This is a genomic window from Marimonas lutisalis (assembly GCF_005434965.1).
GTDB classification, from domain to species: Bacteria; Pseudomonadota; Alphaproteobacteria; order Rhodobacterales; family Rhodobacteraceae; genus Marimonas_A; species Marimonas_A lutisalis.
Genome location: NZ_SKCI01000004.1, coordinates 402644 through 416510, shown reverse-complemented (window position 1 = coordinate 416510; position 13867 = coordinate 402644). Strand labels below are relative to the sequence as shown.

At 64.5% G+C, this 13867-nt stretch carries 12 protein-coding genes; 4 read left to right on the top strand and 8 right to left on the bottom strand.

Features of this window, described 5'->3' with window-relative positions; translation table 11 throughout:
* Positions 1 to 49 precede the first annotated feature (49 nt).
* The 7 genes from E0501_RS17830 to E0501_RS17800 form a co-directional block, all read right to left on the bottom strand.
* Positions 50 to 1252, bottom strand: coding sequence for an acetyl-CoA C-acyltransferase (locus E0501_RS17830; protein ID WP_137702745.1), 1203 nt, complete (start codon positions 1250 to 1252; stop codon positions 50 to 52).
* A 5-nt stretch (positions 1253 to 1257) separates the two neighbouring features.
* A complete protein-coding gene (locus E0501_RS17825; protein WP_137702744.1) occupies positions 1258 to 2187 on the bottom strand; it encodes an SDR family NAD(P)-dependent oxidoreductase in 930 nt (309 codons plus the stop codon).
* Positions 2184 to 2666, bottom strand: coding sequence for a MaoC family dehydratase (locus tag E0501_RS17820; RefSeq protein ID WP_137702743.1), 483 nt, complete (start codon positions 2664 to 2666; stop codon positions 2184 to 2186). The genes E0501_RS17825 and E0501_RS17820 overlap by 4 nt, the downstream gene beginning before the upstream one ends.
* A 3-nt stretch (positions 2667 to 2669) precedes the next feature.
* Positions 2670 to 3488 carry an SDR family NAD(P)-dependent oxidoreductase gene (locus E0501_RS17815; RefSeq protein WP_137702876.1) on the bottom strand — a complete coding sequence of 273 codons (819 nt, stop codon included), beginning with the start codon at positions 3486 to 3488 and terminating at the stop codon, positions 2670 to 2672.
* 22 nt (positions 3489 to 3510) lie between these two features.
* Positions 3511 to 4632 (bottom strand): acyl-CoA dehydrogenase family protein, encoded by a 1122-nt coding sequence (locus E0501_RS17810; RefSeq protein ID WP_193555914.1) that lies wholly within the window; start codon positions 4630 to 4632, stop codon positions 3511 to 3513.
* 12 nt (positions 4633 to 4644) lie between these two features.
* Entirely contained in the window at positions 4645 to 5808 is a 1164-nt protein-coding gene (locus E0501_RS17805; RefSeq protein ID WP_137702742.1) for an acyl-CoA dehydrogenase family protein, read from the bottom strand.
* Positions 5809 to 5978: 170 nt separating this feature from the next.
* Positions 5979 to 7610: a long-chain-fatty-acid--CoA ligase gene (locus E0501_RS17800; protein WP_137702741.1), complete on the bottom strand. Its 1632-nt coding sequence runs from the start codon at positions 7608 to 7610 to the stop codon at positions 5979 to 5981.
* A gap of 184 nt (positions 7611 to 7794) precedes the next feature.
* On the opposite strand from E0501_RS17800, the gene E0501_RS17795 reads away from it, so the two are divergent.
* On the top strand, positions 7795 to 8763 hold the full coding sequence (locus tag E0501_RS17795) for an NADPH:quinone oxidoreductase family protein (RefSeq protein WP_137702740.1): 969 nt from the start codon (positions 7795 to 7797) through the stop codon (positions 8761 to 8763).
* 156 nt (positions 8764 to 8919) lie between these two features.
* On the opposite strand, the gene cbbR is transcribed toward E0501_RS17795, so the two are convergent.
* Complete coding sequence (cbbR, locus tag E0501_RS17790) at positions 8920 to 9843, bottom strand: LysR family regulator CbbR (RefSeq protein ID WP_137702739.1); 924 nt, start codon at positions 9841 to 9843, stop codon at positions 8920 to 8922.
* A gap of 104 nt (positions 9844 to 9947) precedes the next feature.
* Here cbbR and E0501_RS17785 point away from each other — a divergent pair, with 104 nt between their 5' ends.
* Genes E0501_RS17785 through tkt form a run of 3 tightly spaced genes read left to right on the top strand, consistent with a single transcriptional unit; the run spans position 9948 to position 13864 of the window.
* The gene (locus E0501_RS17785; protein ID WP_137702738.1) at positions 9948 to 10955 is read left to right on the top strand and encodes a class 1 fructose-bisphosphatase; all 1008 of its coding nucleotides are present in this window, start codon (positions 9948 to 9950) and stop codon (positions 10953 to 10955) included.
* A gap of 16 nt (positions 10956 to 10971) precedes the next feature.
* Positions 10972 to 11844 (top strand): phosphoribulokinase, encoded by an 873-nt coding sequence (locus E0501_RS17780; RefSeq protein WP_137702737.1) that lies wholly within the window; start codon positions 10972 to 10974, stop codon positions 11842 to 11844.
* Positions 11845 to 11872: 28 nt separating this feature from the next.
* Positions 11873 to 13864: a transketolase gene (gene tkt, locus E0501_RS17775; RefSeq protein ID WP_137702736.1), complete on the top strand. Its 1992-nt coding sequence runs from the start codon at positions 11873 to 11875 to the stop codon at positions 13862 to 13864.
* Positions 13865 to 13867 lie beyond the last annotated feature (3 nt).

Sequence of the window (13867 nt, the reverse complement as noted above, 5' to 3'; positions counted from 1 at the left end):
GGCCTACGTTGGTGAAGATGGTAGGGCGGGCTTCAGCCCGCCATTCTTGTCAGAGAACCTCGAACAGGCCCGCGCCGCCCATGCCGCCGCCGATGCACATGGTGCAGACCACGTATTTCGCGCCGCGGCGTTTGCCTTCGATCAGCGCGTGGCCGACCATGCGGGCACCCGACATGCCGTAGGGGTGACCGATCGAGATGGCGCCGCCGTTGACGTTGAGGATTTCGTTCGGGATGCCGAGAACGCGGGCCGATTGCAGCACCTGGCTGGCAAAGGCTTCGTTGAGCTCCCAAAGGCCAATATCGTCCATCTTGAGGCCATGCGCCTTGAGAAGTTTCGGCACGGCGTAAATCGGGCCGATACCCATTTCATCGGGCTCACAGCCTGCCGCCATGACGCCCATGTAGCGGCCGAGCGGTTCAAGGCCGCGTTTCTCGGCCTCTTTCGCCTCCATCACCACGGCGGCGCTGGCGCCATCGGAAAGCTGGCTGGCGTTGCCGGCGGTGATGTATTTGCCTTCCTTAATGACCTGGCCGTCCTTGAACACGGGCTGCAGGCCCTGAAGGCTTTCCAGCGTGGTGCCGGGGCGGTTGCCCTCGTCCTTTTCAAGGGTCACCTCCTTGAAGGAGACTTCCTTGGTTTCCTTGTCCATCACGCCCATGGTGGTGGTCAGCGGCACGATCTCGTCGTCGAACTTGCCGGCCTCTTGTGCGGCGGCGGTGCGTTGCTGTGATTGCAGTGCGTAGGCGTCCTGATCTTCGCGGCTGACGCCATAGCGTTCGGCCACGGTTTCGGCGGTTTCCAGCATGGTCATGTAGAGCGCGGGCTTGTGCTCCTTGATCCAGGCATCGGCGAGGTGGTCGGTGCGCATCTTCTCGTTCTGCACGAGGCTGATCGACTCGACGCCGCCGCCGATGGCGATGTCCATGCCATCGGTGATGACCTGCTTGGCCGCGGTGGCGATGGCCATCATGCCGGACGAGCACTGACGGTCGAGCGACATGCCGGCGACCGAGACGGGCAGGCCCGCGCGGATCACGGCCTGGCGGCCGACGTTGCCGCCGGTCGAGCCCTGCTGGATCGCGCAGCCGATGATGCAATCCTCGACCTCGGCGCCTTCGAGGCCGGCGCGGGAGACCGCGTGGCTGACGGCGTGGCCGATCAGGGTTTGCGCCGAGGTGGCGTTGAAGGCGCCGCGATAGGCCTTGCCGATCGGGGTGCGGGCGGTGGAAACGATGAGTGCGTCACGCATGGGTCTTAGTCCTTTTTCTCGAGTGAGATGCCGCGCAGAGCCGCGGCCATCTGGATGTACTTGTTGGTCTGGTCGAATGCGCCGGGCATTTCGGTCTGCCCGTCGGTATCGCGGATGCGGGCCATGTTGGCCATCACCGCCTCGGGTGTCAGTTCATCATCCGGCAGGGCGATGCCCCGGGTTTCATAGACCTTGGTCTCGGCGAAGCAACCGCCACCGGCGCCGAGGATCATTTTCGAGGGCGCGTCTTCGCTGACCAGCGCCAGAAGGCCCGGGGTGATGGTTTCGGGTTTCAGGAGCGGCAGGACCTGTTCCGGAAGAAGCTCCTCGGTCATCCGCGTGGCTGCGGTGGGGGCCAGAAGGTTGACCCGCACGTTCTTGCGGCTGCCTTCCTGGTGCAGCACATTCATCAGCCCCAGCATCGCCGCCTTGGCCGCGCCATAGTTCGACTGGCCGAAATTGCCGTAGAGGCCCGAGGCCGAGGTGGTGAAGACGATGCGGCCGTATTCGCGTTCGGTCATGTGGCGCCAGAGGGCATGGGTGCAGTTGACCGTGCCCATCAGGTGCACGTCCATCACCAGCTGGAAATCCTCCAGGCTCATCTTGGCAAAGGTCTTGTCGCGCAGGATGCCGGCGTTGTTCACCAGGATGTCGACATGGCCGTATTCGGCGATCGCCTCGTCCACCATGGCCTGAACCTGATCGGCGTCGGCCACGTTGGCGCCGTTCGCGATGGCGTGGCCGCCCGCGTCGCGGATTTCCTTGACCACGGCCTGGGCCGCCTCGGAGCTGCCGCCCGAGCCGTCGCGGGAGGCGCCGAGATCGTTGACGACAACCTTGGCACCGCGCGCGGCAAGGCCCAGCGCGTGCGAGCGGCCCAGGCCCACGCCTGCGCCGGTGACGATGGCAACGCGCCCGTCGAAACGTACTGTCATGTGTTTTCTCCGAAGTAGCGGCGGCCGATCCAGTCGGCGGCCAGCGCGGGTTTGTCCTGGCCTTCGATTTCGACCTCGACCGAGGTGTAGCTGGTGACGAAGCCGGGTTTCGATTCGTCCAGTTTGGTCAGGGTGAAATGGCCGCGGATGCGGCTGCCCGCCGGGACGGGCGACAGGAAGCGGATCTTGTCGAAGCCGTAGTTCACGCCCATGGCCACGTTTTCCAGCACCGGCATTTCATAGACCATGGCCGAGAGCATCGAGAGCGTCAGGAAGCCGTGCGCGATGGTGGTGCCGAAGGGGGTTTCCTTCGCAGCCTCGGGATCGACATGGATGAACTGCCAGTCCTCGGTCACGTCGGCGAATTTGTCGATACGGTCCTGGTCGATCAGGTACCAGCTGGTCGTGCCCATCTTGTGGCCGACCAGCGCGCGCATTTCATCGAGTGTCAGGACCTTGCCCTGGAAATCCCTGGTCATGGTTCAGAGGTCCTCGTTGAAGATGCCGGGCTGCGCCTTGGACTGCATCCCGCCCGAGAGCGGCAGGATCGCGCCCGAAAGGTAGGAGCCGCCCGGCCCGCAGAGATACTGCAGCGCGGCGGCGATGTCCTCGGGGCGGCCGACACGGCCGAGCGGCACGCCCTGCGCGGCGGTATCCTGGCCTTCCTTGGTGCCGATGGCAAAGGCGGTCATCTTCGACACGAACGGGCCCGGAGCAATAGCGTTCACGGTGATATGCTCGGGCGCGAGATCGTTCGACAGCACGCGGGTCATGTGATGCACCGCGCCCTTGGACACGGCGTAGGAATAGGTTTTCGTGCCTTTGGGGATATCGCCCATCACCGAGCCCACGTTGACGATGCGGGCGGGATCTTCGGGCGTGGCGGCGGCGCGCAGGAGCGGCAGGAGCTGCTGGGTGAGGTGGAACATGCCGGTGACATTGAGCGCGAGAAGCTTGTTCCACGCATCATAGGGGTGTTCGCCCAGCGGCGCACCCCAGGTGCGGCCGGCGTTGTTCATCAGGATGTGCAGACGCTCGGTGCGCAGCTTGACCTCTTCGACGATGGCGTTGATGCCTTCCTCGGTGGCGACGTCGCCGCCGAAGCCTTCGACGCTGCCGTGGATGTCCATCGCGTTGATCTCGTTGGCCACGGCTTCGCAGGCGTCGGCCTTGCGCGAACAGATCAGCACGCGGGCGCCTGCGGCGGCCAGCCCCTCGGTCGCCATGCGGCCGATGCCGGTGGCGCCGCCGGTGACAAGGGCAACCTTGCCGGTGAGATCGAAGAGATCAGATGGTCTCATGGTGGTCATGTTTTTTTCTCCCTCAGAGCCCGCGCGAGGCGGCGACGATGGCGGCATGGTGGCCGTAATCGCCGAGCCATTCTGCACCAACGCGGGCGCGTTTCATGAAAAACCCTGCGTCATACTCGTCGGTCATGCCGATGCCGCCATGCATCTGCACGCCCTCCATCACCGCAAGGCGCGCAGTTTGCGTGGCGCGGGCCTTGGCCAGGCTTACGGCGACCTGCGCCGCGTCGGGATCGTGATCGAGCACGCGGCCGGCATTTGCGATGGCGCTGGCCGTCACCTCGATTTCCGAGAAGAGATGCGCGGCGCGGTGCTGCAGGGCCTGGAAGCTGCCAATGGTGCGGCCGAATTGCTTGCGCTCTTTCAGATAGCCCAGGGTGATGGCCGAGATGCCCGCCGAGAGACCGCCCAGTTCGGCCGCCAGCGCGGCCTGACCGGCGCGCAGGCCGGGGCCGAGCGCGGCAAGGCCGTTGTCCACATCGCCCACGATATCATCGCCGGTGACGGCAACATCATCGAAATCGAGCGTGGCGAAATCTCGTGCGTCGATGCTGCCGGATGCGGTGCGGGCCAGGCCCGCGCGTTCGGCATCGATGTCAAAGAGGGTGAGGCCCTGCGCATCACCGGCGCCGCCCGAGGTGCGGGCAAGGACAAGCACGCGGTTGGCGCTGCTGCCGTCGGCGACGAAGGTCTTGCGGCCCGAAAGGCGGAAGGCGTTGCCGTCGGGCTTGGCCGCGAGCGCGCTGCTTGCGGGTGCGTGCTTGGCGCCTTCGTCCACGGCCAGGGCATAGAGCGCCTCTCCGCCGGCAATCGCGGCGAGCCGGTCGGAGCCGGCCGCGCGCAGCGCGGTGGCGGCGATGACGGCGGATGAGATGAAGGGCGAGGCGGCGAGCGTTTTGCCCATCTCCTCGGCCAGGATGCCGGCGGCGCGGTGGCCCATGTCGGCGCCGCCCGCGTCTTCGGGGATCAGCACGCCGGCCCAGCCCATACTTGCCATCTCGCTCCAGAGCGCTGGATCATAGGGGCGGCCCGCGTCGCGGTTCGCGCGGAAGGCAGTGAGGGGGGCGGCATCGTCAAGAAACCCGCGTGCGGCGTCGCGCAGCATGACTTCGTCTCCGGTATCGACCAGCTTTTCCATTGGTGTAGCCCCTTATTTCGACGGCAGTTCGAGAACGCGTTTCGAGATGATGTCGAGCATCACCTCGGAGGTGCCGCCCTCGATCGAGTTGGCCTTGGTCCTGAGCCAGGGGGCTGCGGCGCCATGCCCCCAGTCGAGCGCGTCGGAGCCCTTGGCCGACATGATGATTTCGTGCCGGCGCTTGTTCAGCTCGGTGCCGTAATATTTTAGCATGGCGCTGGCATTGCCCACGCCTGCGCCGCTTTCGGCCATGTCCTTGTAGCGTTCCATCGTCAGGGCAAAGGCCATGGCATCGACTTCGAGTTCCATAGCCTCGGCGCGCAGCACCGGGTCGGCGGTGGCGGCCGGGTCCATGGTGCCGATCATGTCGGAGAGCGTGGAGCCGGACATGAGCCCGCCACCACCGCCGCCGATCATTTCGCGCTCATGGGTGAGCAGGTACTTGGCCACGTCCCAGCCGCGGTTTTGTTCGCCGACGATGGCGCCCTCTTTCGGCACCTTCACGTTGTCGAAGAAGGTTTCGCAGAAGGGTGAGGCGCCCGAGATCAGGCGAATGGGTTTCGTGGTGACGCCGGGCGTTTCCATGTCGATCAGCATGAAAGAAATGCCCAGGTGCTTGGGCGCGTCGCGGTCGGTGCGCACCAGCGCGAAGATCTTGTCGGCCTTGTCGGCATAGGAGGTCCAGATCTTCTGACCGTTGATGAGCCAGTGATCGCCCATGTCTTCGGCCCGGGTCTGCACGTTCGCGAGGTCCGAGCCCGCGCCCGGTTCGGAATAGCCCTGGCACCAGCGGATTTTACCTGCCGTGATGTCGGGCAGATGGGCGGCCTTCTGTTCGTCGGTGCCGAATTTCAGAAGCGCGGGACCGAGCATCCAGATACCGAAGGATTCCAGAGGCGAGGGGGCCTCGGCCTTGAGCATTTCTTCGCGGAAGATCTTTTCCTGCGCACGGCTGAGACCGCCGCCGCCATATTCGGTGGGCCAGCGCGGGCAGGTCAGACCGCGGGCATGGCAGCGTTCGAGCCATTGCTTCTGCGCGTCGGAGGCGAACTGCCAGTTTCGCCCGCCCCAGCAGATCGTGTTTTCGTCACGCGGGATGCCCTTCAGTTCGGCCGGCAGGTTGTCGGCGATCCAGGCCGCGATTTCCGTGCGAAAGTCATCGAGGTTGTCTGACATGTGCGGTCTCCTCCCAGAAGCCGTGCAAGGGCACACTGGAATCAGTGTGCGGCGCAAGGGGCGCGGCGGTCTGACGGAACGTCATTCGGCGCAAGTGCCGTGGCGTTCCGGGCAAGGCCCGGCCGCGCGGCCGGGCGTCATGCGACCGCGCGGTCGCATGACCTGCGCGATCAGCGCAGGTCGGGCAGTTTGTAATCGCCCAGGTTCTTGCGCAGCGTCAGCTTCGAGACCTTGCCCGTCGCGGTCAGCGGCAGTTCGTCGACCCAGATCACATCGTCCGGCAGCTGCCACTTGGCGAAATGCTCTTCGAGATGGCGGTGCAACTCGTCGAGGCCGGGTTTTTCCTCGCCCGCCGCGACGGCCACCAGAACGGGGCGTTCATCCCATTTCGGATGCGGCACAGCGATCACCGCGGCATTCGCAATGGCCGGATGGGCGATGGCGGCGTTTTCCAGGTCGATCGAGGAAATCCACTCGCCGCCCGATTTCACAAGGTCCTTGGCGCGGTCCTGGATGTTGAGGAACCCGTCGGGCGTGATGGTGGCCACGTCGCCGGTGCCGAACCAGCCGTCGGCGTCGATGGCGCCCTTGGAGGCTTCTTCGTTCTTGAAATAGCCCGAGATGATGGCGTTGCCGCGCACGAACAGTTCCCCTGCGGCTTCGCCGTCATGCGGCAGGGGATTGCCGTCTTCGTCGACGATCTTGAGTTCCACGCCGAAGACGCGGCGGCCCTGCATCGCCTTCTTGTCGATCATTTGGTCGAAGGGCAGTTCCTTGACCCATTTCGGCATGGTGCCGTGGGTGCCGATGGGTGACATTTCGGTCATGCCCCAGGCATGCACCACGTCGACATCCATCTTCTCGAAATTCTCGATCATCGCGCGTGGCGCGGCCGAGCCGCCGACGACGACGTGGCCAAAGCCCTCGGGCTTGCGGCCCTGGTTCTTGATCTCGGCCATCAGCCCCATCCAGACGGTGGGCACGCCCCAGGCCGAGCTGACCTTTTCGGTGTCCATCAGCTTCCACAGGCTGGGCCCGTCGAGCGCGCCGCCTGGCATGATGAGCGAATGGCCCATCAGCGGCGCGAAATACGGCAGACCCCACGCATTGACGTGAAAGAGCGGCACCACGGGCAGGATTTTCGCCTCTTGCGGCAGGGTGACGCCCAGCGCCATCGCGACGTAAAGCGCGTGCAGCACGGTGGAACGGTTCGAATAAAGCGCCCCTTTGGGGTTGCCGGTGGTGCCCGACGTGTAGCAGAGACCGGCAGCAGTGTTCTCGTCGAACTCGGGCCAGTCGATGGTGGCGGGCTGGCCTTCGAGCAGCTCTTCATAGCAGAGCGCGTCGAGCGCGTTTTCTGGCATGTGCGCGCGGTCGGTCATCACGACATAGGTCATGTCCGCGGGCAGGTGGCCTTTGACGGCTTCGAGGATCGGAACGAAGGTCGTGTCGACGAAGATGATTTTGTCTTCGGCGTGGTTGACGATGTAGATCAGCTGCTCGGCCGAGAGGCGCGGGTTGATCGTGTGACAGATCGCGCCCATGCCGGAAATTGCATAGTAGAGTTCGAAATGCCGGTAGCCGTTCCAGGCCAGCGTGGCGACGCGGTCGCCGATCTCGATCCCGTGCGCCTTGAGCGCATTGGCAAGCTGCGCTACGCGGCCGGCGGTTTCGGCATAGGTCTGGCGGTGGATGTCGCCCTCGGTGCGGACCGAGACGATCTCACCCTTGGGGTGCATCTCGGCAGCGTACGTCAGGATGTCGCTGATCAGCAGCGGGCGCTGCATCATCTGGCCCAGCATGGTCTCTCTCTCCCTGATATTCTTTTCCAGAAAACCTAGGACTAGGGAGGTGGATTCGGAAGCGATTTCAAGAGTCCCGGGAAAAATGGCGGAAATGACGTTCCGGCATTTGCCCGGTGCGGGGCTTGCCGCCGAGCGGCGCGGCTGCCTAGGGTTTGCGGACAGGAAAAGGGAGGTGCGCGACATGAAGGCGATCATTTGCAAGGCATTCGGCCCGCTGGACGATCTGGAATACGGTGAAGTGCCCGAGCCGGAGGCGAAAAAGGGGCAGATCGTGATCGGCGTCGAGGCGGCGGGGGTGAATTATCCCGATGGTCTGCTGGTGCAGGGGCTTTACCAGATGAAACCAGAAACCCCCTTTACCCCCGGCATGGAAGTGGCCGGCACCGTCGAAGCCGTGGGCGAGGGCGTAAGCGGATTCAAGGTGGGCGACCGCGTGGCCGGCAAGGGCGGGCTGGGCTGCTATGCCGAGAAGGTTGCGATGCCGGCGAACCAGTGCTTTGCCATGCCCGAGGGCATGGACGGCGCCGATGCTTGTGCGCTGATGGTGGCCTATGGCACGTCGCATCATGCGCTGAAACAGCGCGCGAACCTGCAGCCGGGCGAGACGCTGGTGGTGTTCGGCGCGTCGGGGGCGACGGGGATCGCCGCGGTGCAGATCGGCAAGATCATGGGCGCACGGGTGATCGGCGTGGCCTCGACCGAGGAAAAACGCCTTTTGGCCAAGGAAGCGGGCGCCGACGAGGTGATCGGCTACGACAACCTGAAAGACGACGTGAAGAAGCTGACCGGCGGCAAGGGCGCCGATGTCTGCTATGATGTCGTGGGCGGGGATGCGTTTCACGCCGCGAGCCGCTTTATGGGCCGCAACGGGCGGCTTCTGGTGGTCGGATTTGCGGGCGGAGAAATTCCGAAGCTGCCGGTGAACCTGACGCTGGTGAAGGAATACAGCGTCGTGGGCGTGTTCTGGGGCAATTTCACCATGCACGAGCCGGACGTTTACGCCGACAACATGCGCGAGCTTTTTGGCTGGTATGCCGAGGGTAAGGTGCAGCCGCTGATCGAGGGGCGCTATCCGTTGAGGGATGCGGCCGAGGTTCTGAAACGCGTGTTGGGGCGCGGCGCGACCGGCAAGATCGTCCTGGTGCCCTAAGCGGGGATGCCGCCCGCGGGCGTCGCCCACCCACCCACCCCGACGCCCGCGGGCGGCAGGGCGGTGCGGGATGGGGGCCGGCCCCCAAGCCGCAAAATGCCAGGCATTTTGCGGCCTCCCCCGGGATATTTGCGGCAAGATGAAACGCCGGATGCATCACAGGCTGGGCAGGAACGCCCCCTTTTGTTCGGCGATATGGTTGAAGACCGTATTGAGCGTCGGTGACATGTCGAGATCGGCGCGGTGCAGCAGGTACCATTGCCGGCGGATCGGCAGCGTGTCGGCATCGAGCGCGACAAGCCGGCCCGAGCGCAGTTCCTCGGTCACGGTGTGCTGCGAGATCATGGCGATGCCGAGGCCGGCCATCACCGCCTGCTTGATGGTTTCGTTCGAATCCATCTCGACCAGCCGGTAGGGCGTGCCGCCACCGATCCGGTCGAGGTAGCGTGTCATCAGGATACGGGTGCCCGAGCCCTGTTCGCGGGCGATGAAGGTCTGGTCCAGCAGGGCCTGCGGCGCGATGCCGCGCCGACCCGCGAGAGGGTGATCTGGGGCCGCGATCATGACGTGCGGATGTTCGCCGATGGGTTCGGCATGCACCGCGGGCGTGCGCGGCGGGCGGCCCATGATCGCGAGTTCGATCGCGCGCTGCTGCAGCGCGGTGATGATGCCGTCGCGGTTCGAGACCTTGAGGATCACTTCGATTTCCGGGAAGGCCTGGCGCAGCTGGGCAACAAGCCGGGGCGCGAAATACTTGCCGGTGGAGACCACGCCCAGCACCACGACGCCGGTGCGGCCTTCGCGGTAAGCCTTTAATTTCTGGGCACAACTTTCCAGCGCCGACTCGATCGTGATGTTGGCATCGAGGACGGCACGCCCTTCGGTGGTGAGCTGCGCGCCGCCCGCAGGGGAGCGATCGAGCAGGGTGCAGTCGAGGTTGTCTTCAAGCGTGCGCAGCTGGGTGTGCACGGCCGGCGGGGTGAGCGACAGCACCTCGGCGGCGGCGGTGATCGACCCGTAATCCGCGACCGCACGCAGGGCGCGGAGCTGTTTCAGGGTGACGGCTTCGAGTCGCGCCATTAAATTTCCTTTAGGCTGACATTCATTTTATTAAATTCTATAAACCTCGCGTTTCTGGAATATCAACCCCGAGGAGACTGCAGCCATTGGATTCGGGGGGAGAAATGAACCAATCCGCAGAGATCATTTCGTCTGACCGGATACCGGCCGATCTTGCGCCGGTGATACGTGCGGTCTGCGAGGTGTCGCGTGAGGTGGCCGGTATCATCGCCCGCGGTCCGCTGGCCGGTGCGCTGGGCGAAGGCGTGGGCGAGAACACGGACGGCGACCAGCAGAAGGCGCTGGACGTGATGGCCGACGAGATGTTCGAGGCCGCGCTGCGCAAGACCAGTGTCAGATACTATGCCAGCGAAGAGCAGGAGCAGGTTCTGGAGCTGAACCCCGAGGGCAAATACGCGCTGGCGATCGACCCGCTGGACGGGTCATCGAATATCGACGTGAATGTTTCGATCGGGACGATCTTTTCGATCTTCGAAGCCAAGGACGGCGCGCAGGAGAGTTTCCTGCGCAAGGCGCGCGAGCAGATCGCGGGCGGCTATGTGATCTATGGGCCGGCAACGGCGCTGGTGGTGACCTTTGGCGACGGCACGCTGATGTTTACCATGGACCCGGAGAGCCGCAATTTCGTCCTGACCAGCGCGGCGATGAATATCCCAGTGACGTCGAAGGAATTTTCGATCAACGCGTCGAACTATCGTCACTGGACCAAGCCGATACGCGCCTATATCGACGACTGCCTGGCCGGTGACACGGGCCCGCGCGACAAGAACTACAACATGCGCTGGGTGGCGAGCCTGGTGGCGGAAACCCACCGCATCCTGACCCGCGGCGGCGTGTTCCTTTATCCCGGCGATGCGCGCCCGGGTTACGAGCGCGGCCGGCTGCGCATGGTTTATGAATGTGCGCCGATTGCCTTTCTGGTCGAGCAGGCGGGCGGCAAGGCCACGGATGGCTGCGATGCGATCCTCGACCAGAGCGCGCGAGAGTTGCACGCGCGCACGCCGTTCGTGTTCGGCTCGGCCGAAAAGGTCGACCGGGTGGCAACCTATCACGATCTGCCGGACCAGGAGGTTTCGGCCCTGTTCGGACAGCGCGGACTGTTCCGAGGGTAGCTAAGGAATTGAAAATATGAGCAAAAAACACCCCATCATCTCGGTGACGGGCTCGTCGGGTGCGGGCACGAGCACGGTAAAAGGCACGTTCGACCAGATTTTCCGCCGCGAGGGAATCAACGCGGTGTCGATCGAGGGTGATGCGTTTCACCGCTATGATCGCGCGTCGATGAAAGCCGAATTGGAGGCCCGCAAGGCCGCCGGTGACGAGACCTTTTCGCATTTTTCCTATGATGCGAACGAGCTGGGCGAGCTGGAGCGCGTGTTCCGCGAATATGGTGAAACCGGCGCGGGGAAAACGCGCCATTACGTGCATGACGATGACGAGGCAGAGCGTTATGGCGTGCCGCCGGGCCATTTCACCAATTGGGCGCCGTTCGACGACGGCTCGGACCTTCTGTTCTATGAAGGGCTGCATGGCGCGGTGGTGAATGACGAGGTCAACCTGGCCAAGCTGGCCGATCTGAAGATCGGTGTTGTGCCGGTGATCAACCTTGAATGGATCCAGAAGATCCATCGCGACAAGGCGCAGCGCGGTTACACCACGGAAGCGGTGACCGACACGATCCTGCGCCGGATGCACGCCTATGTGCACTGCATCTGCCCGCAGTTCATCGAAACCGACGTGAATTTCCAGCGTGTGCCGGTGGTGGATACGTCGGACCCGTTCGTCGCGCGCTGGATTCCCACCGCGGATGAAAGCCTTGTCGTGATCCGCTTCAAGGATCCGCGGGGCATCGATTTCCCCTACCTGACCAGCATGATCCACGACAGCTGGATGAGCCGGGCGAACTCGATCGTGATCCCGGGGGGCAAGATGGACCTGGCGATGCAGCTGATTTTCACGCCGATGGTGCACCGGCTGGTGAGCGAGAGCAAACGCGCCTGAGTTCCGTGTCTTTCGGAGGAGACCTGTTATGAATACCCAAGCCAAGATTTCGACCTCGACCGAGGACCTGATGGCCAATGCCATCCGGGCGCTGGCGATGGACGCGGTGCAGGCTGCCAATTCGGGCCACCCCGGCGCGCCGATGGGCATGGCGGACGTGGCGACGGTGCTGTTCAACCGCTTCATGAACATCGATCCCAGCGCCGACCGCTGGGCCGACCGCGACCGGTTTGTGATGAGCGCGGGGCATGGCAGCATGCTGGTCTATTCGATCAATCACTTGCTGGGCTATGACGATATGGACATGGAGCAGCTGCGCAACTTCCGCCAGATGGGATACCGCACGGCGGGCCACCCGGAATATGGCCATGCCAAGGGGATTGAAACCACAACCGGCCCTCTGGGTCAGGGGATCACCACCGCCGTGGGCATGGCATTGGCCGAGCGGATGGACAACGCGCGGTTCGGCGATGACCTGGTCGATCACTACACCTATGTGATTGCCGGCGACGGCTGCCTGATGGAGGGCATTTCGCACGAGGCGATCGATTTTGCCGGGCATATGGGCCTGGGCCGACTGGTGGTGATGTGGGACGACAACGCGATCACCATCGACGGCAGCACCGATGTATCGACCTCGACCGATCAGAAGGCGCGCTTTGCCGCTGCCGGCTGGCATGTGCAGGCGGTGGATGGGCACGATAAAGAGGCCGTGTCCGAGGCGATCGAAGCCGCGAAGGCCGATCCGCGCCCCAGCCTGATCGCCTGCAAGACGATCATCGGGTTCGGCGCGCCCAACAAGCAGGGCACGGCAGCCACCCATGGCGCACCGCTGGGCGACGAGGAAATCGCGCTGACGCGCGAAGCGCTGGGCTGGTCCCATGCGCCGTTCGAAATTCCGAACGAGGTTTACGAGGCGTGGCAAGCGATTGCCAAGCGTGGTCAGGCGGTCCGTGTTGCGTGGGAGGGCCGCCTGACCTCTTCCCCGCAAAAAGCGGCGTTCGAGGCAAGCCACGGCGAGGTGGATGCCGCGGCGCTGACCGAGGCGATGACCGCGTATCGCAAGCGCCTGTCGGCGGATGCGCCCAAGGTGGCCACCCGCAAGGCCAGCGAAATGGCGCTGGAAGTGGTCAATGCGACGCTGCCCAATTCGGTGGGTGGCTCTGCCGACCTGACCGGATCGAACAACACCCGCACGAAGGGGATGCAGCCGGTTTCGAAGGACAATTACGGTGGCGACTACATCCATTACGGTGTGCGTGAGCACGGCATGGGCGCGATCATGAATGGCGTAGCGCTGCATGGCGGGTTCAAGCCCTACGGCGGCACCTTCCTGGCCTTTGCCGATTACTGTCGCCCGGCGATCCGGCTGAGCGCGCTGATGGAGGTGCCGGTGGTCTATGTCATGACACATGACAGCATCGGGTTGGGCGAGGACGGCCCGACGCACCAGCCGGTGGAACATGTGGCCAGCCTGCGGGCGATGCCGAACCTGAACGTGTTCCGCCCCGCCGACGTGGTGGAAACCGCCGAGGCGTGGGAGATCGCGATGCAGGACACCCGCACGCCCAGCGTGCTGTGCCTGAGCCGGCAGGGCCTGCCCTGCGTGCGCACCACCCATACCGATGCCAACATGAGTGCGCGTGGCGCCTATGTGCTGAAGGATGCAGGGCCCAAGCGCGATGCCACGCTGATCGCCACCGGTTCGGAAGTGGAGATTGCGCTGGCCGCCGCCGAGGCACTGGAGGCCGAGGGCAAAAAGGTCGCCGTGGTGTCGGCGCCGTGCTTCGAGCTTTTCGCCGGTCAGGATGCGGAGTACCGGGCCGAGGTGCTGGGCGATGCCCCGCGCGTGGGTGTCGAGGCCGCGGTGAAACAGGGCTGGGGCGAGATGCTGGGCTGCGAGGGGGCCTTTGTGGGCATGACCGGCTTTGGCGCGTCGGCGCCGGCCGATGAGCTGTATCAGCATTTCGGAATTACCGCCGATGCCGTGGCCGAGGCCGCGCGCCGGCTGATGAAATAAGAC